General features: G+C 69.5%; 20 protein-coding genes and 3 tRNA genes. 13 read left to right on the forward strand and 10 right to left on the reverse strand.

The genetic code is table 11. The features are described from left to right. Positions 1-18: 18 nt before the first annotated feature. A complete protein-coding gene (locus AC3RX0_RS11705; RefSeq protein ID WP_491506155.1) occupies positions 19-291 on the forward strand; it encodes a putative quinol monooxygenase in 273 nt (90 codons plus the stop codon). 148 nt (positions 292-439) lie between these two features. Here AC3RX0_RS11705 and AC3RX0_RS11710 read toward each other — a convergent pair whose 3' ends face one another. From AC3RX0_RS11710 to AC3RX0_RS11745, 8 genes are all read right to left on the reverse strand, one after another. Then, positions 440-1648 (reverse strand): Wadjet anti-phage system protein JetD domain-containing protein, encoded by a 1209-nt coding sequence (locus AC3RX0_RS11710; protein WP_491506156.1) that lies wholly within the window; start codon positions 1646-1648, stop codon positions 440-442. 35 nt (positions 1649-1683) lie between these two features. After that, complete coding sequence (locus tag AC3RX0_RS11715; RefSeq protein ID WP_491506157.1) at positions 1684-5046, reverse strand: ATP-binding protein; 3363 nt, start codon at positions 5044-5046, stop codon at positions 1684-1686. Continuing rightward, a complete protein-coding gene (locus AC3RX0_RS11720; RefSeq protein WP_491506158.1) occupies positions 5043-5717 on the reverse strand; it encodes a DUF4194 domain-containing protein in 675 nt (224 codons plus the stop codon). Before AC3RX0_RS11720 ends, AC3RX0_RS11715 begins: the two co-directional genes overlap by 4 nt. After that, on the reverse strand, positions 5714-7165 hold the full coding sequence (locus AC3RX0_RS11725; RefSeq protein ID WP_491506159.1) for a DUF3375 domain-containing protein: 1452 nt from the start codon (positions 7163-7165) through the stop codon (positions 5714-5716). Before AC3RX0_RS11725 ends, AC3RX0_RS11720 begins: the two co-directional genes overlap by 4 nt. A 297-nt stretch (positions 7166-7462) precedes the next feature. Next, complete coding sequence (locus AC3RX0_RS11730) at positions 7463-8140, reverse strand: hypothetical protein (protein WP_491506160.1); 678 nt, start codon at positions 8138-8140, stop codon at positions 7463-7465. A 503-nt stretch (positions 8141-8643) separates the two neighbouring features. Beyond that, positions 8644-8716 (reverse strand) — tRNA-Phe (locus AC3RX0_RS11735). A 72-nt stretch (positions 8717-8788) separates the two neighbouring features. Then, positions 8789-8862 (reverse strand) — tRNA-Asp (locus tag AC3RX0_RS11740). A gap of 26 nt (positions 8863-8888) precedes the next feature. Continuing rightward, positions 8889-8961, reverse strand: a tRNA-Glu gene (locus tag AC3RX0_RS11745). A gap of 287 nt (positions 8962-9248) precedes the next feature. Between AC3RX0_RS11745 and AC3RX0_RS11750 the strand changes: the two genes are divergently transcribed. Beyond that, positions 9249-10634: a M23 family metallopeptidase gene (locus tag AC3RX0_RS11750; RefSeq protein ID WP_491506161.1), complete on the forward strand. Its 1386-nt coding sequence runs from the start codon at positions 9249-9251 to the stop codon at positions 10632-10634. Between the two features lie 72 nt (positions 10635-10706). Here the strand turns inward: AC3RX0_RS11750 and AC3RX0_RS11755 are convergent, their stop codons facing one another. Then, on the reverse strand, positions 10707-11192 hold the full coding sequence (locus AC3RX0_RS11755) for an inorganic diphosphatase (protein ID WP_491506162.1): 486 nt from the start codon (positions 11190-11192) through the stop codon (positions 10707-10709). Positions 11193-11256: 64 nt separating this feature from the next. On the opposite strand from AC3RX0_RS11755, the gene tilS reads away from it, so the two are divergent. The 11 genes from tilS to AC3RX0_RS11810 all read left to right on the forward strand — a co-directional run bounded on the left by tilS (position 11257) and on the right by AC3RX0_RS11810 (position 20632). Next, positions 11257-12261, forward strand: coding sequence for a tRNA lysidine(34) synthetase TilS (tilS, locus tag AC3RX0_RS11760; protein ID WP_491506163.1), 1005 nt, complete (start codon positions 11257-11259; stop codon positions 12259-12261). A gap of 10 nt (positions 12262-12271) precedes the next feature. Continuing rightward, positions 12272-12823 carry a hypoxanthine phosphoribosyltransferase gene (gene hpt / locus AC3RX0_RS11765; protein WP_491506164.1) on the forward strand — a complete coding sequence of 184 codons (552 nt, stop codon included), beginning with the start codon at positions 12272-12274 and terminating at the stop codon, positions 12821-12823. A gap of 124 nt (positions 12824-12947) precedes the next feature. Continuing rightward, on the forward strand, positions 12948-14945 hold the full coding sequence (gene ftsH / locus AC3RX0_RS11770) for an ATP-dependent zinc metalloprotease FtsH (RefSeq protein WP_491506165.1): 1998 nt from the start codon (positions 12948-12950) through the stop codon (positions 14943-14945). 10 nt (positions 14946-14955) lie between these two features. Further along, the gene (gene folE, locus AC3RX0_RS11775) at positions 14956-15549 is read left to right on the forward strand and encodes a GTP cyclohydrolase I (protein WP_491506166.1); all 594 of its coding nucleotides are present in this window, start codon (positions 14956-14958) and stop codon (positions 15547-15549) included. After that, on the forward strand, positions 15546-16349 hold the full coding sequence (gene folP, locus AC3RX0_RS11780; RefSeq protein WP_491506167.1) for a dihydropteroate synthase: 804 nt from the start codon (positions 15546-15548) through the stop codon (positions 16347-16349). The genes folE and folP overlap by 4 nt, the downstream gene beginning before the upstream one ends. Next, positions 16346-16720, forward strand: coding sequence for a dihydroneopterin aldolase (folB, locus tag AC3RX0_RS11785; RefSeq protein WP_491506168.1), 375 nt, complete (start codon positions 16346-16348; stop codon positions 16718-16720). Before folP ends, folB begins: the two co-directional genes overlap by 4 nt. Beyond that, positions 16717-17238, forward strand: a complete 522-nt coding sequence (gene folK, locus AC3RX0_RS11790) for a 2-amino-4-hydroxy-6-hydroxymethyldihydropteridine diphosphokinase (RefSeq protein WP_491506169.1) — start codon at positions 16717-16719, stop codon at positions 17236-17238. The genes folB and folK overlap by 4 nt, the downstream gene beginning before the upstream one ends. Continuing rightward, positions 17235-17750: a DUF3180 domain-containing protein gene (locus AC3RX0_RS11795; protein WP_491506170.1), complete on the forward strand. Its 516-nt coding sequence runs from the start codon at positions 17235-17237 to the stop codon at positions 17748-17750. The genes folK and AC3RX0_RS11795 overlap by 4 nt, the downstream gene beginning before the upstream one ends. Positions 17751-17844: 94 nt before the next feature. Continuing rightward, the gene (locus tag AC3RX0_RS11800) at positions 17845-18345 is read left to right on the forward strand and encodes a PH domain-containing protein (protein WP_491506346.1); all 501 of its coding nucleotides are present in this window, start codon (positions 17845-17847) and stop codon (positions 18343-18345) included. Next, positions 18342-19931 carry a PH domain-containing protein gene (locus AC3RX0_RS11805; RefSeq protein WP_491506171.1) on the forward strand — a complete coding sequence of 530 codons (1590 nt, stop codon included), beginning with the start codon at positions 18342-18344 and terminating at the stop codon, positions 19929-19931. Before AC3RX0_RS11800 ends, AC3RX0_RS11805 begins: the two co-directional genes overlap by 4 nt. Beyond that, complete coding sequence (locus AC3RX0_RS11810) at positions 19928-20632, forward strand: DUF2520 domain-containing protein (RefSeq protein WP_491506172.1); 705 nt, start codon at positions 19928-19930, stop codon at positions 20630-20632. The genes AC3RX0_RS11805 and AC3RX0_RS11810 overlap by 4 nt, the downstream gene beginning before the upstream one ends. Before the next feature lie 20 nt (positions 20633-20652). Here the strand turns inward: AC3RX0_RS11810 and AC3RX0_RS11815 are convergent, their stop codons facing one another. Continuing rightward, positions 20653-22248: a phospholipase C gene (locus tag AC3RX0_RS11815; protein WP_491506173.1), complete on the reverse strand. Its 1596-nt coding sequence runs from the start codon at positions 22246-22248 to the stop codon at positions 20653-20655. Positions 22249-22450: the final 202 nt, after the last annotated feature.

Raw genomic sequence — 22450 nt, forward strand, 5'->3', positions numbered from 1 at the left:
GGCCCCTAGGCTGACGTCGTGCCCGAAGTGCGCCTCCACGGCGAATTGGTCTGCCGCGACATGGACGAAGTCGATCGCGTTGCCGAACACCTGCCGCTGCACATCGCTCTCAGCCGTGCAGAGCCGGGATGCCTCGTCTTCGCCGTCGAGCGGACGGCCGACCCGAAGGTGTGGTCGGTCGAGGAGCGCTTCGTCGACACCACCGCTTTCGATGCGCACCAGCAGCGCGTGGCGGCAAGCGAGTGGGGACGGATGACCGCGGGCATAGAGCGCCGGTACACGGTCGAGTAGCCGGCGGCACCGACTGCTGCCGGACGCGATTCGCCTCGCGGCTGAACGGGTCGGCGCGCAGAACCGGCTACCGACCTCGTCGCAGTCACGAGAATGATGTTCGACATGAACGAGTCTGGCTGGATGTGTCGCTTGTCTTGACGGATGGTCACCGGCACGCCGTCCTGAGGCGGGCGAGCGCGTACTCCCACGGGACGCGTTCCTGCTCAAGACGGACGTTTCCCTCAGCCGCGAGGAGTTGCAGCGTAGCCTGCTCGGCGTTCGTGAGGTGGATGTGAACCCCGCGGTCTGGAGTTGCCTCCTGGACCCAGAGATCACGATGCGTGAGTAGCGTCTCGGTGTCCATCAGAGCCGATGCGGCCTCGACGCCGTGCGATCGGAACCGATCCAGTATGCCGAACCCGTGCGAGTCGAGGTCTCCCCAGTATGTGATGGCAGGGGCATCTGCGACCCACGGCAGCCGGGCGACGAGGTCGACCCGGTATCCGCCGCCATGGATCACGACCCCGCCCGGCGCTTCTGGCATCGACAGCACGGTCGTGAGGTTCTCGAAAACGAACACCTGCGCCGGGTGCAGATCCAGTGCGGCCAGATCACCGATCGGTGCGCTTAGGTCACGCGGCAGGCCGGTCGCCAGCGCCGGATCGAGCAGACGCAGGCGTATGAGCGGCTCGGGGTCGAGTAGTCCGAGCCCGGCTTCACCCGTTCCCGCGCGGTGCAGCGCCTCGATCAGCCCACGTCGCTGCTCGATCCACTTCGTGTGGATGCCGCGGATGGGGAGCTCCCGCACTCGCTGTCCGGATGCTGGATGCTGCTGCAACCAGCCGATCACACCGGCCAACAAGCCGAAGTCGCTGTCCGCGAGGGCGGTGATGGCGCGCGCGTGCACGCGCATCGTTGCGGCTGCAGCGTCGCTGGAACCGAGGACGGCGCGCAGTTCGTGGAGCCGCTCCGACATCAGCACCCACTCTGCCACTTTCTGCGCGACATACGCGATCGCTGCAGCCCCGCGTATGCAAATCCGTTCGGGAACGTCCTGCGATCCGATTCGCGGCCAGTCGCGACGCACCCACGTCACCAGCACAGCCGCTGGTGCGGTGCCCGCTGTATCGATGGCACCACCGCCGAACCCTCCGGCATCCTTCAGTTCGTTCTCGAACGTGCGCCATGACCGCACCCACGCCCGGGTCCGCTCGAGGTCTGCGAGCGCCGCACGTTCGGTCGGTGGGTGCAACGGCAGGTCGAGCACCGCGCTGATTGCGCCGCCGACACCGGCCGAGGCCCAGGCACGTGCGTCACGTTCGAACAGCCGCTCAGCGCGCTGCCGCAGACCCTCGACCGTGACCGGCGCACTCATCCGAATCCGACGAGGCACTGATCCTGTACTGATGTTCATGGCGTGGCCTCGGCGGATTCGGCTACGAGAGCATTCACGGCGGACTCCGCATCGGTCTGGAACACGACGTTCGCGAGTTGTGATGCCCGTCGCTCCGGGTTCGACACCGAGGTGACCGCCCCGACATAGCGTTCAAGCGTCTGCAGCAGCTTCTGTGGAGTGGCGAGGATCATGTGGAACCCGAACGCCTCGAAAACGTCCATCGCGTTGCGTGTGTAGGTGGTGTCGGCCTTGTCGAAGGCTTCGTCGAGCACGATCGACCCGTACGTCGGCACATCGGTCTCTTCTTCGGTGAGCTGATACCGCAGTGCGGCCGCGAGGCAGAAGATGACGAGCTTCTGGCGCTGCCCGCCCGAGAGCCCTTCAGCCGAGTCGTAGACGCGGACGACGCGCCCCGCCGCGTCTTTCTCGCGCGCGAGAAAGCTCACATGCAGCCGCGTGTCGAGCACGCGAGTGCGCCAGTCGACGTCGGAGCGGTCTTTCGACCCGAGTCTGCCGATGACCTGCTGCAGCACGCTGAAGCGCTGCTCGGCGCCTGCGTCGGATTCGTCGGCCCAGTTGCCTTCGACGATGCGACGCAGATCGGCGAGGAACGACTCGACCTCGGGTGTACGCGTCGTCTTGACGTCGATCTCGAGATACCGATCGCGCCCCTCAAACGGTGAACGCCCGAGCGACGCGTTCACCGGCAGGATGCGTTCGCGGATCAAGCCCGGTGCGTCGCGCAGGTCGCTCAGCAGGTGCGCGACGACATCGCGTGAGCGGTCGCGCAGGAGTTTGCGGAACTCGCCCTCTTTGTCGGGCAGCCCTCTCGCGACGATCCCCTCGCGCAGGGCGCGATATCCATAGCGGTCGCCGATTTCTGCGGTCAGCTCGGCGGCCGCCGCGGGCCACTCCGCGCGGAAGCGCGCGGCACGAGCCGCGAACGATGCCTCGGCCTCGCGCAGTCGCGTCGCCGCGGCATCCTTTTCCTTCGAGAGCGCCGCCTGCACCGCCCGTGCACGACCGTCGACATTCTCACGCGTGAGCGAGCGACCCTCGGTGCGGAAGCGGGCATCGAGAGCTTCGGCGATGTCGTCGGGAACCGGGTCGGGAGCAGCCCGCTCGAGCTCGGCGATCTGGGCCGCGACCCGGTCGACGAGGTCGCGCGCGATACCCTCGGCACGCACCGTGCGGTCGTGCTCTTGCTCGGTGGCCTCGACCTGCTCGGCGGCGCGATCACGCGCGGTCTGCGCCTCGCGCAGGCTCGATGACGCCGAGGTCAGCGCGACGAGCTCAGCCCGCCGCGCGTCGACGACGGCCGCGGCTGCGGCGACATCGATCTGCTGCCACGTGCACGACGCGATCCGCTCGAAGACGCCACGGCGGGCGAGCGCGGCTTCACGGGCTTCGTCGGCCTGCGTGTCGGCCGCCATGACCCGGTCGCGGTGCGCCTTGGCCTCCCGCAGTTCGGCCAGCAGCGCCTCGAGCCGCTCCTCGGTGTCGCCGCCGAGTACCCACCGCGACGCGTCGTGCACATCGGCCCGGTCGTCTTTCTCGTACCGGCGCGCGCTGCGTTTGACGAGACCGGCGATTGTGACTCCGCGGTCGACATCGTCGAGCTCGTCAGGGTGGTCGACGCAGGTGTAGTCGAACTCGGCCACGAGCCGTCGCTGCAAGAACGCGGCGAAGCCGCCGTCAGTGACCGCCACGCGATGCACGAGCGACCGCGGATCGCGGGGGCGGCGCGGCGGGTCGACCTCGACCGGCACGGCTTCGATCACGAGCCGGATGCCCAGGTGTCTGGCATCCGCCGCCCGTCGCGCCTGTGCCAGATGCTCGTCGCGCACGAGCATCGTCGTCGCCAGCGGCCGCAGCACGCGCTCGATCGCGCCGCGCCAGTCGGCGTGCTCGGGCGCGAGCGAGATCAGCTCGGCCGCGAACGGCAGCGCCTGCTCGGGAACGCGAAGAGCGTGCGCGAGCTCGCGCCGTGCCGCCAGCAGGCGGGGATTGAGGTTGCTGCGGTGCTCGCGCAGGGCGCGGATCTTCTCGTCGAGCTCCGCGACGCCCTTGCGCGCGATCGCCGCGGCGTCGCGCACCTCGTGCGAGACCGCCGGCACTTCACGCAGCGCCTCGGTCACGGCGGCATCGAGCAGCTCTGCGAATTGCCCGGCATCCTGCGGCAGCGGACTGCCGATGCGCTCCAGTTCTGCCGTCAGCCGGCCGCGCGCATCAGACACCGCTTGCACGTCGCGCACGGCGCCGTCCACCTGCAGCTGCAACACCTCGACGCGCGCACCGCCCTCGTCGCGCACGCGGGCCTTCGCCGTCTCGAGCGCATCGGCAGCAAGGCGCCGCGCCCGGTCTGCGTCGACGCGGGCGCCCTCGGCCCGTGCACGTGCGGCCCGCGCCGGCCCGATCGCCTCGCGCGCGAGCCGTAGTGTGAGCGCGGCCGTGTACGGCTCGACGGCGTCGTGCAGGCCGCCGGCGAGCGCGAGGTCGGCCGAGGCCGTGTCGAACGCGATGATGGACTCGTCGACGGTTGCCAAGGCCTGTGCCTGTCGCCGCAGGTCGACGACGTGGGCGTGCGCCCGGTCGAGCTCGGTGAACTGCTCGACGGCATTGTCGGCACGCGGGAAGGTCGACGGCTGATCGAGCATGAACCCGCGGAACAGCGCGTCGAGCGTGCCGAGGTTCTTCGCCGACTGCGTCTTGTGCAGCAGTTGCAGCGTCGTCTCGCTGCGGAACCCGAACTGGCGCACGATCCGCTCATGGAAGCGCCCGTGGCGCCCGCCCGTCGTGATGAGCGCATCGGGCAGCGCGGCGGTCATCCGCCGCGCATCGATGCCGCTCGCGATGTGCGGCTGCAGGTCGAGCAGACGCAGATCGCCGCGGACGAACAGTCGCGCGTCCTTCAGCGCCGTCGTCTCAGTGCGCGTGCCGGGGGCGTGGAACACCCGCACCAGCGTGACCGGTTCGTCACGCAGGTTCTCGTAGCGCAGCAGGATGCCGCTCCAGGTCGTGCGCGGTCGCAGGTACGTCGTCGTGGCACGATCGCTCGTGTCGTCGGCTTCTTTCGTCCATGCGCCGCGCACATAGCTCATGAGTGAACGATCGCTCTGCCGGCTGGCGCCGTCCTGCGCCGCGGCATTGAGCCGCAGCCATTTGTCGGGCGTCAGGACGGCAGCGATCGCGTCGAGCAACGACGACTTGCCTGACCCCGACGCACCGGTGAAGAGGTGCCCGTGGCGCGCGATCGGGATCTCGACGTGTCCCGCGAACGTGCCCCAGTTGACGAGCTCGACGGCCGCCAGGCGCCATTGACCCGGACGATCGCGGTCGAGCCCGTCGAAGTCGTCGGGAAAGGTCAGCATGCTCATTCGCCCACCCCCGTCGCGTCCGGTGCGGTCTCGTTGTCATCGAGGGATGCCACTGACTCTTCGGCGATGCGCTGATACTCGGCCGTGATCGTGCGTACCTGGTCGGCATCCACGATCAGCCTCAGCACGGGCGAGATCTCGGCGCTATCGTCGCCGACAGAGTGCAGCACGCGCAGCCTGTTGTGCATCTTGTTCCACGAGGAGTTCAGGCGGCTTGCGAAGTCCTTCTCATCGCGGTCGGCGGTGCGGAACACGGCGAGCTGTTCGAACACCTCCGCCTGCCCGACGAGCACGCGCCCCTGGCCTTCCTCGCTCAGCAGCGTCTGGCGCAGCACGAGCAGCATCGCCGTGTCGAGGAATGTGAGCGACTCCGATCGGACGGCCCGGGGCGCGTCGTCGGAGGGCACGTTGCGCACGAACGCGAACTCGTTGTCGCGATCGATCACGAGTTCCAGGAACAGGTCGGCCAGTCGTGACCGGATGACGGCTTCGTCAGTCAGCAGGGTCGCCCACGACTGCGCTTCGCGCTCGCCTGAGAGATACGGGCCGCGCAGGATCCGCAACAGCACGCGGCGAGTGCGGTCGGGCAGCGCCCCGGTATCGCCCTCCCACAGCTCGGCTGAGGTCGGAACACCGGCCTCACCGGCATCCGTCGGCGACTCGTCACTCATATGACTGCTCCTGTGAATCGGTGCGCGGCGACAAGCGCCGCACGCGGCACGTCGTCGGTGCCGCGCCAAGTGAGGATCTCGGGCTCGTCATCGACGGTGCCCTGCTCGGCGGCGAGGGCGAGCAGGCCTACGATGCTGCCGATGCCCTGCGTCGCGGGGAACCGTGCGAGCACCTCGCCGACCGTGCAGGTCGGCACCTCGCCGAGGATCACGTTGACGTTGCCCGTCAACTCGTCGAAGTCGATCTCGGTCTCACGCGCGAGGGCGCGCAGCTGTTCGATGCTGGCTGTGGCGGGCGCGTGGGTGACGACCGCGTCGGTGGCGATCAGCTGGGCGGGGTCGTGCAGGTCGATGCTGCCGACGGTCGACAACGACGCCGTCGACAGGTCGAGACTGAGCCGGGTGGGATGCCAGGGCCTGGTGTGTTCGGCCGCCGCCACACCCGCGTGCTGGGCCTCGCGCAAAAGGGTGCGCAGCACCCGGTCGCGCTGGTAATCCTGCGACTGTACGTAGCGGCGCAACGCCCGCGCGAACAGCGTGATGACGTCGTGGATCTCGGCGCTGCGGCCCTTAAGTGTGCCGAGGAACGAGCGCAGCGCACGCCGCTCGTCGCCGGTCAGCTCGCGTGCGAACCCACGGTCGAGCACGCGACGGATGTCGGCCTCGAACGCCGCACCGAGCGCCGGGTCGAGCACGAGCTGCGAGAAGGCGGCGAAGCTGCGGCCCGCGTCGGAGTCGGCGATGTGATCGATGCCCTGGAACACCTCATCGACCACCGCTGCCTGCGAGGCATCGGATTCGACGATCTTCTGCCGCAACGAGGCGTTGAGATACTCGAACTCAGCGCGCACGCGCGCGAAGTCGTCGGGAATGTCGGCGGCCTGCGCGAGAAGGTCGCGTGCCCGCTCGAGAGCCCGATCGCCGTCGAGCGCGGTCTCGTCGCCCGAACGGAGCGATTCGATGCGTCGCTGCAGCCGGTCGATCTCTTCTTCGAGCAGCGCGATGCGGCCCGACACATCGGGATCTGTGTCGATCGCCAGTTGACGCACCTGCGCCGCGAGGCTCGCCAGGCGCGACTCCGTCACGCTCGAGCGGGGAGCCGCCCGCCCCTGCAAGAACCGGATCGCGGCGATCGCATCGGGGGCGAGCTCGAAGGTCTCGCCCCGGGATTCGAGCGACGCACGACGTACGACGAATCCCGCCGCCCGCCACTGCGCGAGGTACCCCTTGGCGTTCAACGACAGTGCGTACCCCTGCGCCCGCAGGCGCTCAAGATCGGCGTCCACCCGCTCGTAGAGTTCGTCGGCCTCCATGCGATGCTCGTCGCCGCCGAGATGGATGCCGAGGACCCCCGCGATCACCGGGACGCTGTCGGCCCGCAGCAGACGCCACGCCGCATCGCTCTCCACGAGGTGTGCGAGAGCGAGGACCTGGGCGACGGCGGGCATGGGTCCATTGTGGATCAGACTCCCGACATGGAATCGGCCCGGACCGTTGCTGCTGTGCGAACGGGTCTACTCCGCGGATCCAGGATCAGCGTCGTCAGGGATTCATCGCGTCGGCATGCAACCAGCGCCGGACCGCCGCCGCCGAGATGGCCTGCTTGAACTGCCGTTTGGCCTCCTCTGTAACCAGATCACCGCGCAACCACCGGGACAGAGACATCCCAATCTCCGCCTGACTCTAGACACGCGAATGCTCTGACTTCTGCGGTCGCGGTCAGCGCGCTTGCGGCTTTGGCGGACTCATTTCGGGCGTTCAGTGAGTACCTGAGGCAACGAAGTTGTGCGCTCAACCCAGTGCCCCGCAGCTGGCGAGATCCACTGCGCAAGTTCGATAGCCAGTCGCAGGTCGCGCCGGAGATCGCGCTGGTGGATGGGTTCATGGTGAGCTGCGCGGTTCCGGACGAAGTTGAGCTGTTGCATCCGGAAGGCTACGTCACGTTGCCTGGTGCGGAGATCTGGATGCGCATGCGGGAACGCCGTGTGCGTCGAAGGCACCCACAGTGACGTCAGGTATCGCGACCCTACGAGATATCGCCAGAACCCGAGCGGCAGCTCAGCGATGACGCGGCCATGAACTTCTGGTCGGCTCCCTCGGTGTGTCGCTCGATCCCGTGCCTTTTGAATGTCGCTGCGTCCCTGTCGATCGAGTGGTGCGATATCCAGCCAAGACGCCTGTCCATGCTTGCGAGCTGCCCAGCCGCGGAGCTGGATGTCGAGAGCGTTGCGAGTGACTACTTCAACCATTGAGGTGAGTTCCATCATGCTCGCCGCCGCGCGCATGTTCCACTCGTAGAGAGCGAAGGCTTCTGCGACATTGCCGCGGGTCGCTCTAGAGTATGAGCTGAGTCGTTCAGCCGTTACGAGAGGGAGGATCGATTCGTAGTCTTCGTCGCGCAGCGCAGCTCGTTCGGTTGACATTCAGGATCCTGACCGTATGCTTGTACACGAAGACCCCGGAACGATCACTGGCCTGGCCACATCGCCGGGGTTTCGTCTTTCCAGTGCTCGACTAGGCTCCCGATGACATCGTCACACGAAGCGCCCATCGGGTCGGGAGCCTAGTCGAGCACTGGGTCGATGCTAGGGGGCGCGCGCGGCTCCTGTGCAGTTCGAAGCGGAATCGTGTGGTCGTGGCCGGACATCCAACCGGTATTGTCCTCGTTAGTCGTGGTTGGTCGCCATTGGTCCTGATTGCGCTGGAGACGCCCGGCACGCCGGCGTCGCTGTGCCGAGAGAACTGGACTCTGTGCCGGGAGAGGTCCCCGGCACAACCCCCGGCACAAGCGGCCGATTTGAGGGTCGGAGCCCGCATTCGTTCGTCATGCCCGCGTGCGGCAGCTAGAAGAGTCCGCCCAATAAGAGGCGGCTGACCATGGACAACAAAGAAACCCCCGCGTGTAGAAGCCACGCGAGGGTTCCCGTGGCTCCGACGGGCGTCGATCCCGTGACCTCACGATTTTCAGTCGTGCGCTCTACCAACTGAGCTACAGAGCCATGCGGCATCCGTGAGAACGAACTGCCGCATCCTAGACGAAAGGCCCTCCGAGAAGGGCCCGTCGCTTGGAGCGACCCTGACGGGACTTGAACCCGCGACCTCCGCCGTGACAGGGCGGCACGCTAACCAGCTGCGCTACAGGGCCAGAACTATGAAATTGTACCGGAAGAGTGACCCCAACGGGATTCGAACCCGTGCTACCGCCGTGAAAGGGCGGCGTCCTAGGCCGCTAAACGATGGGGCCGGGTGAAGCTTGACCCTCGCGGGCGCCGCTCACGCTTGCCGACGCTCAAGCATAAGAGATGCCTCGCCGAATCCCCAAATCGAAACGGGGATGGATGCCCCGACCCGCCCAGGAAACTCTCGCCAAGCGGACTCGTCGGGAGCATCATGGGTGGGTATACCCGACCGGCAGACGCGGCATCCCGGTGAAAATCTGTTGCATCTGTGACTGATGTTGCTACTGTTGATTGCGTTGTGCCCGTGAGAACACCCGACGAAACCACCGCAAGGGCTGGGAGAGGAGGCCGGGTGAACGAGGAAGTGACCACGGTGACCGAGGACTGCGACTGCGCGCCGACGGCCCGCGAGAAGCGCGCGCTCTGGCCGTCGCTCGTGTCCCGCCGCGGTGCGATCGCCCTGGGCGTGCTCGGTGTCGCCGGCGCAGGCATCGCCGTGGCACCGCAGATCCCGCCCGCGTTCGCCGCCGACTACCCGTCGTGGCCCGACGTGCAGAGAGCCAAGGCGAACGAGGCGGCGAAGAACGCTGAGATCGGGCGCATCCAGACGCTGATCCAGAACCTCAAGGCTGCCGCGGTCCGCGCGCAGCAGCAGGCCGAAGCCGCCGGCAATGCGTTCTACCAGGCACAGCAGGAGTACTTCGCCGCCGCGAAGCGCGCCGACGACCTGCAGAACCAGGCCGACAAGCAGGCGGCGAAGGCCAAGGATGCATCGGACAAGGCGGGCCGCGTCGCCGCCCAGCTGTATCGCAACGGCGGTGATGACACGGCGCTCCAGCTGTTCCTGTCGGGATCGGCGGCCAACGCCGACGACCTGCTCGCGCGCCTGGGCACGATGGACACGCTGCTCGAGGCGAACAACGCCGTGTACGCCGATGCGGTGTCGGCCCGCGACTCGGCGCAGAACCTGAGCGATCTGGCCAAGAAGCAGCGTCAGGAGCGCGACCGCCTGCAGAAGGTCGCCGAGCAGAAGATGATCGCTGCGCAGCAGGCGTCCGAGGCCGCCGACCAGGCCGTCGCGAATGAGAACGCGCACATGGACGACCTGCAGGCGCAGCTGGCCGCGCTGAAGGACACGACTAAGAAGACCATCACGCAGTACCGGGTCGGCGTCGAAGTGCGCCGCAAGGCCGAAGAAGAGCGCAAGCGCAAGCTCGAGGCCGAGCGCAAGCGTCAGGCCGAGCTGGCCGCCCGGAACAACTCCGGCGGCGGAGGCGGCGGCGGTGGTGGTGGTGGCGGCGGCGGGGGCCGCGTGCACGCCAACGGTTGGTGCCGTCCCAACGACGGCGGCCAGACCTCGGGGTACGGGCCGCGCACCGTGCAGTGCGGGCCGAGCTACTGCTCGAGCGGCTTCCACTACGGGGTGGACCTGGCCGACAGCTGCGGCTCGAACATCTACGCCGCGCACTCGGGCACCGTCGTCTACTCCGGCTACAACGGCGGCTACGGCAACTACATCAAGATCGACCACGGGGGCGGCATCGGCACCGGGTACGGGCACATCCGCTACGGCGGACTCTTCGTCCGTGCCGGCCAGCATGTCCGCGCGGGCCAGGTCATCGCGAGCGAGGGCAACACCGGCAACTCGTTCGGCTGCCACCTGCACTTCGAGACGTACGTGAACGGGTCGCCGGTCAACCCGATCTACTTCATGGCCAACCGCGGCATCAGCGTCTGATCGTACGCCGCGCGCACAGAGGGGCGGATGCCGCAGCATCCGCCCCTCGCCACGTTGCGGCGCAGTCCGGACTCAGTGCGCTTCGAATCGCGCGAACGCCTCGCTCACCAGGCGCTCGGCCTCGGCGGCGTCGGCCCACTCCTCGACCTTGACCCACTTGCCCTCTTCGAGGTCCTTGTAGTGTTCGAAGAAGTGCGCGATCTCGTTCTTGGTGTGCTCGGGGATGTCGGCGACGTCCTGGATGTGCGCCCAGCGCGGGTCCTTGGCGAGCACCGCCACGACCTTGTCGTCGCCGCCGGCCTCGTCGGTCATGTGGAGCACCCCGACCGGGCGCACGGTCGCGTGCACGCCGGGGAAGAGGGTCTGGTCGAGCAGCAGCAGCACGTCGAGCGGGTCGCCGTCCTCGCCGAGCGTCTTGTCGAAGAAGCCGTAGTCGGCGGGGTAGCCGAACACCGTGTAGAGGATGCGGTCGAGGTGGACGGCCCCGGTCTCGTGGTCGACCTCGTACTTCACGCGGCTGCCGCGCGGGATCTCGATGACGGCGTCGTACGCGCCCATAGGTGTGCTCCTTCGATGACGGGAATTCCGCGCAACAGCCTAGCCTCCGGCGTACGGTGGGGTCGTGAAGCATCGCCCCGGCCTCGATCCCGCCGTCGCGCAGACGCGCCTGGCCGTGCGCCGGGCTGTGGCCGACGTGCGTCCCGGCGCGGTGATGGTCGCCCTCTCAGGCGGCGCCGACTCGCTCGCACTGGCGGCGGCGACCGCGTTCGAGGCGCCCAAGCGCGGCATGACCCTGATCAGCGTCACCGTCGACCACGGGCTGCAGCCCGGGTCCGACGACGTCGCCGAGGCGGCCGCCCGCCAGGCCGAGGACCTCGGCTTCGATGCCCGTGTCGAGCGCGTGCACGTCGGCGGCGAAGGCGGCCCCGAAGCCGCCGCGCGCACCGCGCGGTACGACGCGCTGCGGCGCGCGGCCGTCGAGACGGACGCGGCCGCGATCCTCGTCGGCCACACCCTCGACGACCAGGCCGAGACCGTGCTGCTGGGTCTGGCCCGTGGATCGGGCACCGCGAGCCTGCAGGGCATGGCCCCCGTCGCCGACCTCGACGGCATCCCGCTGCTGCGCCCGTTCCTCGCCCTGCCGCGCGCCGTGGCCCGTGCGGCGTGCGACGAGCAGGGTCTGCAGGCGTGGGACGACCCGCAGAACGCCGACCCCGCCTTCACGCGCGTGCGCGTGCGCGAAAGGGTCCTGCCCGTGCTCGAGGCCGAGCTCGGCCCGGGCATCGCCGAGGCGCTGGCCCGCACGGCCGACCAGCTGCGAGAGGATGCCGCGGCCTTCGCCGAGATGATCGACGAGACCATCGAAGACATCGTGGAGCACGCCGAGGCGGGCATCTCGGTGTCGGTCGCGGCGCTCGCCGCGAACCCCGCCGCTCTGCGGCACCGCATCATCCGGCACGTGGTGGCCAGCGAGTTCGGGCAGAGCCTGACCCGCACGCAGACCCTCGAGGTGGCCCGGCTGGTCACGGACTGGTCGGGGCAGGGGCCGGTGGACCTGCCCGGATGTCGCGCCCGTCGTGCCGGCGGCCGCATCGAGTTCTCAGCGAACGACGGCAGCCGCCCGTAGACTCGACCCTATGCGCGCGGCGGACATCTCCGATCAGATCACGAAGATCCTCGTCACCGAGGAGCAGATCCAGCAGAAGCTCGCCGAGATCGCGGCTCAGGTCGCCGAGGACTATGCCGGCAAGGACCTGCTGCTGGTGGGAGTGCTCAAGGGCGCTGTGATGGTGATGGCCGATTTCGCGCGGGCGCTGCCGACGGTGGTGCCGATGGACTGGATGGCGGTCTCGTCGTACGGCAGCGGCACCAAGTCGAGCGGCGTCGTGCAGATCCGCAAAGACCTCGACACCGATATCCACGACAAGCACGTCCTGATCGTCGAGGACATCATCGACTCGGGTCTGACGCTCAGCTGGCTGCTCGAGAACTTCGCATCCCGGGGCGCGGCATCCGTCGAGGTGTTCGCGCTGCTGCGCAAGCCCGAAGCCGCCAAGGTGCGGGTCGACTGCAAGTACATCGGCTTCGACATCCCGAACGAGTTCGTCATCGGGTACGGCCTCGACTATGCCGAGCAGTACCGCAATGTGCGCGACGTCGCGGTGCTCGCGCCGCACGTCTATTCATAAAGGGATTCACCTTACGCCGTGGGCGAATGCACAGACGCCGCACAATACGCCCGCGATACCCTGAATTGACAGTCCGCACGCCCGCGGACCGCGACGAAAGGGCTCCGGGGGCCGACCCCGCACCATGGACTTCAAGAAGATCACCCGCAACCCACTGCTCTACGTGGTGTTGATCGGGCTCCTGCTGATCATCGGATTCTCGCTGATCTCCAGTCTCGGCGGCGCCAAGCAGATCACGACCCAGCAGGGTCTCGACCTGCTCAAGGGCACGACGGTGACGAAGGTGCTGAACACCGACGGCGACCAGCGCGTGGACATGACGCTGTCGACGCCGTACGAGGGTGCGACCGACGTGCAGTTCTACTACGTCTCGGCCCGCGCCGACCAGGTGGTCACGGCGATCAACGACGCGAACCCGAAGAACGGCTACAACGACTCGGTGCCCAAGCCGAGCTGGTTCGACGGCTTCCTGTCGCTGCTGCTGCCGATGCTGCTGCTGGGTGTGCTGTTCTGGATCCTGCTGGCCTCGGCCCAGGGCGGCGGCAGCAAGGTCATGCAGTTCGGCAAGTCGCGCGCAAAACTGGTGACCAAGGAGATGCCCCAGGTCACATTCCAGGATGTCGCGGGCGCCGACGAGGCGATCGAAGAACTCGAAGAGATCAAGGACTTCCTGAAGGACCCGGCAAAGTTCCAGGCTGTGGGTGCGCGCATCCCGAAGGGCGTGCTGCTGTACGGCCCTCCCGGAACAGGTAAGACGCTGCTGGCCCGTGCGGTCGCCGGCGAGGCGGGCGTGCCCTTCTACTCGATCTCGGGCTCGGACTTCGTCGAGATGTTCGTCGGCGTCGGCGCGAGCCGCGTGCGCGACCTGTTCAACCAGGCCAAGGAGAACTCCCCGGCCATCATCTTCATCGACGAGATCGACGCCGTCGGCCGCCACCGCGGCGCGGGCCTGGGCGGCGGCCACGACGAGCGCGAGCAGACCCTGAACCAGATGCTCGTCGAGATGGACGGCTTCGACCCCAAGGCGAACGTCATCGTCATCGCGGCGACGAACCGCCCCGACATCCTCGACCCGGCGTTGCTGCGCCCGGGCCGCTTCGACCGCCAGATCGGCGTGGACGCGCCCGACCTGCACGGGCGCCTGAAGATCCTGCAGGTGCACGGCCGCGGCAAGCCGCTCGCCGAGAGCGTCGACCTCGAGGTCGTCGCGCGCAAGACGCCGGGCTTCACCGGCGCCGACCTTGCGAACGTGCTGAACGAGGCGGCGCTGCTGACCGCCCGCTCGAACGCGCAGCTGATCGACAACCGCGCGCTCGACGAGGCCATCGACCGCGTGATCGCCGGTCCCCAGCGGCGCACGCGCGTCATGAAAGACAAAGAGAAGCTCATCACCGCGTACCACGAGGGCGGTCACGCCCTGACCGCGGCGGCGCTGAACCACTCCGATCCGGTCACGAAGATCACGATCCTGCCGCGCGGCAAGGCCCTCGGCTACACGATGGTGATGCCGCTCGAAGACAAGTACTCGGTCACCCGCAACGAGCTGCAGGACCAGCTCGCGTGGGCGATGGGCGGCCGCGTCGCCGAAGAGATCGTGTTCCACGACCCGACCAGCGGCGCGTCCAACGACATCGAGAAGGCGACGAGCATCGCCCGCAAGATGGTCACCGAGTTCGGCATGACCGCCGCGATCGGGCCGGTCAAGCTGGGCAGCTCGTCGGGCGAGATGTTCCTCGGCCGCGATATGGGCCACGGGCGCGACTTCTCCGAGTCGATGGCCGAGACCGTCGACGAGCAGGTGCGCGCCCTCATGGAGCAGGCGCACAACGAGGCGTACGAGGTGCTCAACGCGAACCGCGAGATCCTCGACAAGCTGGCGCTCGCGCTGCTCGAGAAGGAGACGCTGGACCACCACGAGATCGCCGAGATCTTCACCGACGTCACGAAGCTCCCCGAGCGTCCGCAGTGGCTCTCGAGCGAAGACCGTCCGGTCTCGGCACTGCCGCCGATCGAGATGCCGCGTCCGCCGGCGACCGGGATCGCCGCCTCGACCGAGGCCGAGCCCCAGGGGAAGGCCCCGCGCCGCCGCCCGAGCGGGCAGGCGCGCCCCGCGACCGCGTAGGCTCGGGCCTGTGGCCGTCGACCGTGACCGTGTGAGCGCGCTGGTCCGGGACCTTCTCGTCGCGATCGGGGAGGACCCGGACCGGCCCGGTCTGCGCATGAGCCCGCAGCGGGTCGCCGACCTGTATGCCGACGAATTCTTCGCCGGAGTGGGAGAGGATGCCGCAGCCCCGCTGCGTCGCACGATCTCGGTCTCGCACGGCCCCGCCCCCGACACGACGCCGTCGGGTGCGGTGCTGCTGCGCGACATCCGCTTCCGCTCCGTGTGCGAGCACCATCTGCTGCCGTTCGCCGGACACGCGCACATCGCGTACCTGCCCGGGGAGCAGGTCGTCGGGCTCGGAGCACTGCCGAAGGTCATCGACATCCTCGCCGCCCGCCCGCAGGTGCAGGAGCGGCTGGGCGAGCAGATCGCCGACACCATCGCAGGCGCCCTCGACTGCCGGGGCGTGCTCGTGGTGCTCGATGCGGTGCACCAATGCGTCACGATGCGCGGCGGACGTCAGCCCGACGCCGCGACCGTCACGATCGCGGCGCGCGGCGAGTTCGCCGAGCCGGCGGCGCGGACCGAGCTCATCGCACTGATCGGACAGGGGAGCGCATGACCGTCATCATGGGGGCCGTCAACGTCACGCCCGACTCGTTCAGCGACGGCGGGCGCTACGTCCGCACGGCCGACGCGATCGCGCACGGCCTGCAGCTACGGGCGGACGGCGCCGACATCCTCGACATCGGCGGCGAGTCCACCCGGCCCGGTGCGGAGCGCATCGACCCGAGCGTCGAGCGCGAACGCGTGCTGCCGGTGATCCGGGAACTGGCGGCCGCGGGCGCCGTGATCAGCATCGACACGATGCACGCATCGACCGCAGAGGCCGCGATCGAGGCGGGCGCCGCCATCATCAACGACGTGGCCGGGGGTCTTGCCGATCCCGACATCCTGCGCGTGGTGGCCGAGAGCCGCACCGACGTCGTGATCAGCCACTGGCGCGGTCACTCCGACGACATGTACGCGCACGCGCAGTACGACGACGTCGCGCGCGACGTCGTCACCGAGCTCATGGAGCGGATCGATGTCGCCGCGGCCGCCGGCATCCCGCCCGAGCGCATCATCCTCGACCCGGGCATCGGCTTCGCCAAGCGTGGCGAGCAGAACTGGCAGGCGCTGCGGGGCCTGCCCGCGCTGGTGGCCGTGGGCCCGCGCGTGCTCGTGGGAACGAGCCGCAAGCGGTTCCTCGCCGACCTGCTCGAGGCCGGCGATGCCGGCGAGGCCACCGAGCAGCGCCGCGACCTGGCCACCGCCGTCGCCAGCGTCCTGGCCGCCCAGGCGGGCGCGTGGGGCGTGCGCGTGCACGACGTCGCGGCGACCCGCGACGCACTGCGCGTCGCCGAGGCGTGGGGAGCATGATGGGCGAGTTCGACGAGATCGCGCTGCGCGGGCTGCGGGCGTACGGCTACCACGGCGTCTACGAGCACGAGCGCCGCGAGGGTCAGGAGTTCTCGGCCGATCTCACCCTGCACGTCGACACGCGGCCGGCCGCGGCATCCGACGACGTCACCGACACCGTGCACTACGGCGAGGTCGCCGAAGCGGTCACGGCGATCATCGCCGGCGACCCGGTCGACCTCATCGAGACGCTGTGCCAGCGCATCGCCGACGCGGTGCTCGCGTTCGACCGCGTCGAGCAGGTCACCGTCACGGTGCACAAGCCGAACGCCCCCATCACGGTCCCCTTCGACGACGTGACCGTGACGATCCGTCGCCGGAGGGCCGCATGAGCCGCAGGCTCGCCCAGGGGTTCACGCCGGCCGTGCCGGGTATCCGCGCGGTCGTCGCGCTCGGGGCCAATCTCGGCGACCGCGAGGCGACGCTGGATGCCGCGATCGCCGAGCTGCGTGCGCTGCCGCTGACCGAGGACGTGCACGTGGCCGAGCCGATCACGTCGGTCGCGGTCAAGCTCGACGGCCCGGATGCCGATGCCCCGCAGTACCTCAACACGGTCGCCGTGCTCACCACGCGCCTGGCCCCGTCGGTGCTGCTGAACGCGCTGCACGAGATCGAGCAGCGGCACGGGCGGGTGCGCCTGGAGCGCTGGGGCGACCGCACCCTCGACCTCGACATCATCGCGTACGGCGACGTGCGCAGCGCCGACCCCGACCTCACGCTGCCGCACCCGCGCGCCGCCGAGCGGCTGTTCGTGCTCGAGCCCTGGCTCGCCGTCGACCCCGACGCGGTGCTGCCCGGTGCCGGGCGGGTCGACGCGCTGGCCGCAGCGCTGCGGGAGGAGGACGCATGAACCGCACGCGACCGACCCCGCTCATCGTCGCCGCCGCGCTCGGCGTGGGCGGGGGCTATGTGCTCGACCAGGCGCTGACCGCCGCGGGGCGCTCGTCGTTCACGCCGATGGTGTCGCTGCCGGTGCTGCTGGCGGCGGTGGGGATCATCGTGGTGCTGCTGGCGGTGCCGATCTACCGTGCCTCGCACGGGCACATCGCCGCGCCCATCAATCCCTTCCACGCCGTGCGCATCGCCATGCTCGCGAAGGCCTCGAGCCTGGTCGGCGCAGTGTTCGGGGGACTCGGGCTGGGGCTGCTTCTGTTCGTGCTGAGCCGACCCACCGACCCGTCGGTAGGCTCATTGAGCGCGCTGATCGCGACCGTGGTGTGTGCCGCCGTGCTCATCGCCGCGGGGCTGATCGCCGAGCACCTGTGCACGATCCGGAAGGACGACGATGACGAACACCCCGACGCCGGGGGAGGGGACCACCCCGACTCCTCAGGCCCCGGCGCCCGCCACGCCGCCCGCTGACGCGCAGTCCCCGGCGCCCGCCGCGCCGCCGGCGCCCGCCGCGCCACCGGAGCGAGCGGGTGACCCGGTTCTCGACGCGGGGACGTTCGATCGTGTGCTCGAGCCGCGCAGCGCGCACCGGCTGCCGCTCGGCGACGGCACGTGGTACCAGCTCGCGCGGTCGTACGTGTGGGTGCGGCTCATCTCGGTGACCGCGATGCTCGTGATCGTCCTGGTCGCCGCCGCGGTGCTCACCGCGGTGGCAGGCGACGCGTGGCCGTGGATCCCCGGCGGCATCGCCGCCGTGCTGTTCGCCGGCACCGCCGTGATCACCCCGCGCCAGGCGCGCTCGTTCGGGTACCAGCTGCGCCGCGACGACCTCGTCTTCCGCCGCGGCATCCTGTGGCAGCGCATGGTCGCGGTGCCCTACGGGCGCATGCAGCTCGTCGACATCACGCACGGGCCGCTCGACCGGGCGTTCGGCATCGCCCAGCTCAAGCTCGTCACTGCCGCGGCATCCACCGGCGTCGTCATCCCCGGACTCACCCAGACGGCCGCCGAGACCCTGCGCGACACCCTGATCGAGGTCGCCGAGACTCGCAGGACCGGCCTGTGACCGCACCGTCCGTCCCGGTTCCCGGCGCTCCGCTGCCGGGCGCGCGTTCGCCGCTCAGCGACGGCGAATGGCACCGGATGCACCCGCTCACCCCGCTGTTCCGCGGGGGTCTGGTGCTCGTGATCGTCGCGGGCATCGTGATCTCGAACCTGCGCGAGCGCATCATCGACTTCTTCCTGCGCACGACCGTGCCCGAGGTCCCCGACTTCCAAGAGCCGGGCGATCCGATCGACTTCATCCTGCGGCACAATCTCGTGCTGCTGGCACTGGTCGCGCTGCTGGTCGTCGTGCTCGTGCTGATCGGGCTGTTCTACCTGGCGTGGCGGTTCCACAGCTTCCGCATCACCGGCGACGACGTCGAGGTGCGTCACGGCGTGCTGTTCCGCAGCCACCGCCGTGCGCCGCTGGACCGCGTGCAGGGCGTGAACCTGACCCGCCCGATGATCGCCCGCCTGCTCGGCATGGCCAAGCTCGAGGTCGTGGGCGCGGGCTCGGACTCCAACGTCAAACTCGAATACCTGTCGACGTCGAACGCCGAAGAGGTGCGCGCCGACATCCTGCGTCTCGCGTCCGGCAGACGGCTCGCCGAGGCGCGTGCGCGGGATGCCGCAGCCCACGGCGGCTCGCGCGTCGTGGCTGCGGCATCCGTCGTCGCCGACGCCCTGAACGATCTCGTGCTGGGTGCCGAGGAGCCCGTCGCCGAGCCCGCGTCGGTCGTCCAGATCCCGATCGTGCGGCTGCTGCTGTCGCGTCTGCTCGGCCGCGGCATGATCATCATGGTCGTGCTGATCGCCGCGGCAATCTGGGGATCGGTCGTGGGCACGGTGTGGATCCTGTTCACGATCATCCCGATGATCCTCGCCTTCGGCACGATGATCGTGCGCTCGACCACCAAGTCGCTGCGGTACTCGATCGCGCCCACGCCCGACGGCGTGCGGATCACGTACGGGCTGTTCACGACCGTCACCGAGACGCTGCCGCCGGGGCGCATCCACGCCATCGAGGTCAGTCAGCCGCTGCTGTGGCGGCCGGCCGGGTGGTGGGCGGTGCGGGTGAACCGCATGACCGGCAAGCGCGCGGACTCGAACGAGCCCGACCAGTTCGCCGAGGTGCTGCCGGTCGGCGACCGCGCCGACGTCGAGCGCGTGCTGCGGCTGCTGATGCCGGCGATGCCCGAGGACGGTTGGCCGCTCGTGTTCGAGCACGGCATCCTGGGGCCGGGACCCGACGGCGACCCGTACACGAACACCCCCGGCCGCGCCCGGATCCTGCGGCCGCTGTCGTGGCGGCGCAACGGGTTCCTGCTCGCCGAGGGCGCACTGTTCTTCCGCCGCGGGTTCGTCTGGCGCAACCTCGCCGTGTTCCCACTGGCACGCCTGCAGAGCGTCGGGCTGCACCAGGGGCCCCTGGCCCGGGCGCTGGACGTCGCCAAGGTGCACGCCCACACGATCGCCGGGCGGGTCTCGGGGTCGCTGGGCGCCGTGGACCGCCGCGCCGCGATCGACGTGTTCGCACGCACCGAGGCCGCCGCGGTGGCCGCCGGCGCCGCCGACCGCACGCACCGGTGGGCGGGGGAGGACTCATGAGCCGCGAAGGGCGCCTGGGGGTCGGGATCATCGGCGCGGGCCGGGTGGGGCCCGTGATCGGCGCCGCGCTGGCCGGGGCCGGCCACGCCGTCGTCGGCATCACGTCAGGGTCGGACGACGACCGCGTCGAGTCGGTGCTGCCCGATGTGCCGTTCCTGGACGCGACCGAGATCGTGCGCCGGGCCGAGCTGGTCGTGCTCGCCGTGCCGCATGACGAGCTGGCGGGCCTGGTCGCCGGGCTCGCCGACCTCGGCGCCTGGCAGATCGGCCAGCTCGTGGTGCACACCGACCCGGGGTTCGGGCTCGACGTGCTGATGCCCGCCGCAGCCCGGGGCGCGATCCCGCTGGCCATCCATCCGGCGATCGCGTTCACCGGCACGTCGATGGATCTGCGCCAGCTCACCGACGCGTTCGCCGCCGTCACCGCGCCGGCCGCGGTGCTGCCGATCGCCCAGGCGCTCGCCGTCGAGCTCGGCTGCGAGCCGGTGGTGGTGAAGGATGCCGATCGCCCGGCGTATGCGGAGGCCATTGCGACGGCGACCGAGTTCTCGCGCTCGATCGTGCGACAGGCATCCGATCTGCTGGCGTCTGTGGGTGTCGAGAACCCGCGGGCGTTCCTGTCGACGATCGTGCACTCCAGCGTCGACGAGGCGCTCACCGACCCCGGCGACCCCGGCGATCTGTCGCCCGACCTGGAGTAGCCCGGTTCACCGCCGCGGGGTCAGCCGGAGCGCACCGAACCGTCGGGGTTCAGCAGCAGCGGACGCGGGTCGGGCGCCGCGAAGTCGAACAACGGGGCGAGGGAACCTGCCCGCGCGTCGAAGCTGCCGCCGCCCAGACGCCCCAGGCGCCAGTTGTCCTCGATGAAGCGCAGCACCGAGGTCTGTTCGGTGAGGGAGTGGTCTACGGCGTTGCGGCGCGCGTACGGCGAGATGACCAGCAGCGGCAGACGCTGACTCGGCCCGCAGCGGCCCGGCTTGCCGTCGGTGACGGGGGCGCTCGAGTGATCGCAGATCGCTGCGTCGATGCCCGGCTCGTGCGATGCGTTCAGGATCGTCGGCGCGACGTGGTCATACCAGCCGTCGGAGTCGTCGTAGGCGATGACGACCGCGGTCGAGGCCCACTCGGGCGAGGTCTGCAGCATGTTGAGGATGTCGACGAGAAAACGCTGCTCGTCGAGCGGATCGGAGTATCCGGCGTGACCGTCCTGCGCTGCCGGCGCCTTGAGGAATGACACCGCCGGCAGATCGCGTGACGCCAGGGCGGCGTCGAAGTCGCGCAGATCGTACTGGTGGTGGGCCTGGTCGTCGTGACCGATCATGGCGGTCGATGTCGGCGGCAGGTGATGCGGGTTGGCCGTCGACGGGTAGTACTGGAACGGCTCGTGGTGCGCTGTGTAGTCGGTCACCCGCGCACCGCCGATGTTCGCACGGCTCGCGTCGCACTGCGCCGGAGTGCCGGCTGCTTCGTTCCAGGGCGTCGTGGGGCGGAAGCCGCCCGAGAACCACCCCCAGGTCACGTGCGCGTCGGTGAGGAGGTCCCCGATGTTGGGAGTGGATGCCGTGAACCGCCCGAGCGGTGCCCCCGACGATCTATGGCTGCAGTCGTCGAAGACGGGGTCGACATCGCTGATCAAGGTGCCCCGGCCCGCGGCATCCGGCGCCAACACCTGGGCTGGATCGCGCACCACGCGGCCGGACGCCGGATCGACCAGCGTCATGCCCCATGTCTGACCCGATACGAGGTCGAGGGCTCCGGGAGTGGACGGGCCGAACACCGTGTCCCAGGAGTTGTCGCTCATGGCGAAGCGCTGAGCGTAGTTCCACAGCGCCGTGACCGTGTTGCCGTCGTAGTAGTCCATGACCAGTCCGGGCTCGCCGAAGGCGCCGGAGCACGAGTTGCGTGACGTGTACTGGACGAATCGGTCCATCAGGCCACTGTCGACCGCCTGCTGCTCGGCGGTGTAGTCGTGGTCCTGGTCGCACGTGAGGGCGTGGTCGTGACCGAGCCGGTGCGGCGGGGACGCGTTGGGGTTCGATGCGAGCAGGCCGCCGGTGCGGAGGTTGTCGACCTGTGGCGTTCCGGCCGCCGCGTGGAACGGTGTGCCGTCGGTGTTCGCCGCGTCGGGGTACGTGCCGAAGTAGTGGTCGAACGAGACGTTCTCGCCGAAGATCACGACCAGATGGGCGATCGGCGTGGTCGTCGCCCCGCTCGCCGATGGTGCCGCCGCCGTCGGCGCGGGCGCCGGGGTCGTGTGCGGCGTCGTGGAAGGTCGCGGAGCAGAGGATGCCGAGCAGGCCGTCAGTGCGAGGGCCATGGCGGTGAGCAGTGTCGCGGCGCTACGCCGTGCCGCGGTGCTCCGGTGCGCGCGACGTCGCCTGCGGGGCTGACGAGCATCCATCCGAGTCCCCTCCGGCTCCAGTGTCGCGCGCAGCCGTCGGCCACGCGACCCCCATGTTGTTCGATCGTCGCGCGACCCCGTCGTTCCTGGGCGGATCGGCGCCGCGACGCTTCCGCGG

This window comes from Microbacterium sp. W1-4-2 (assembly GCF_058349885.2).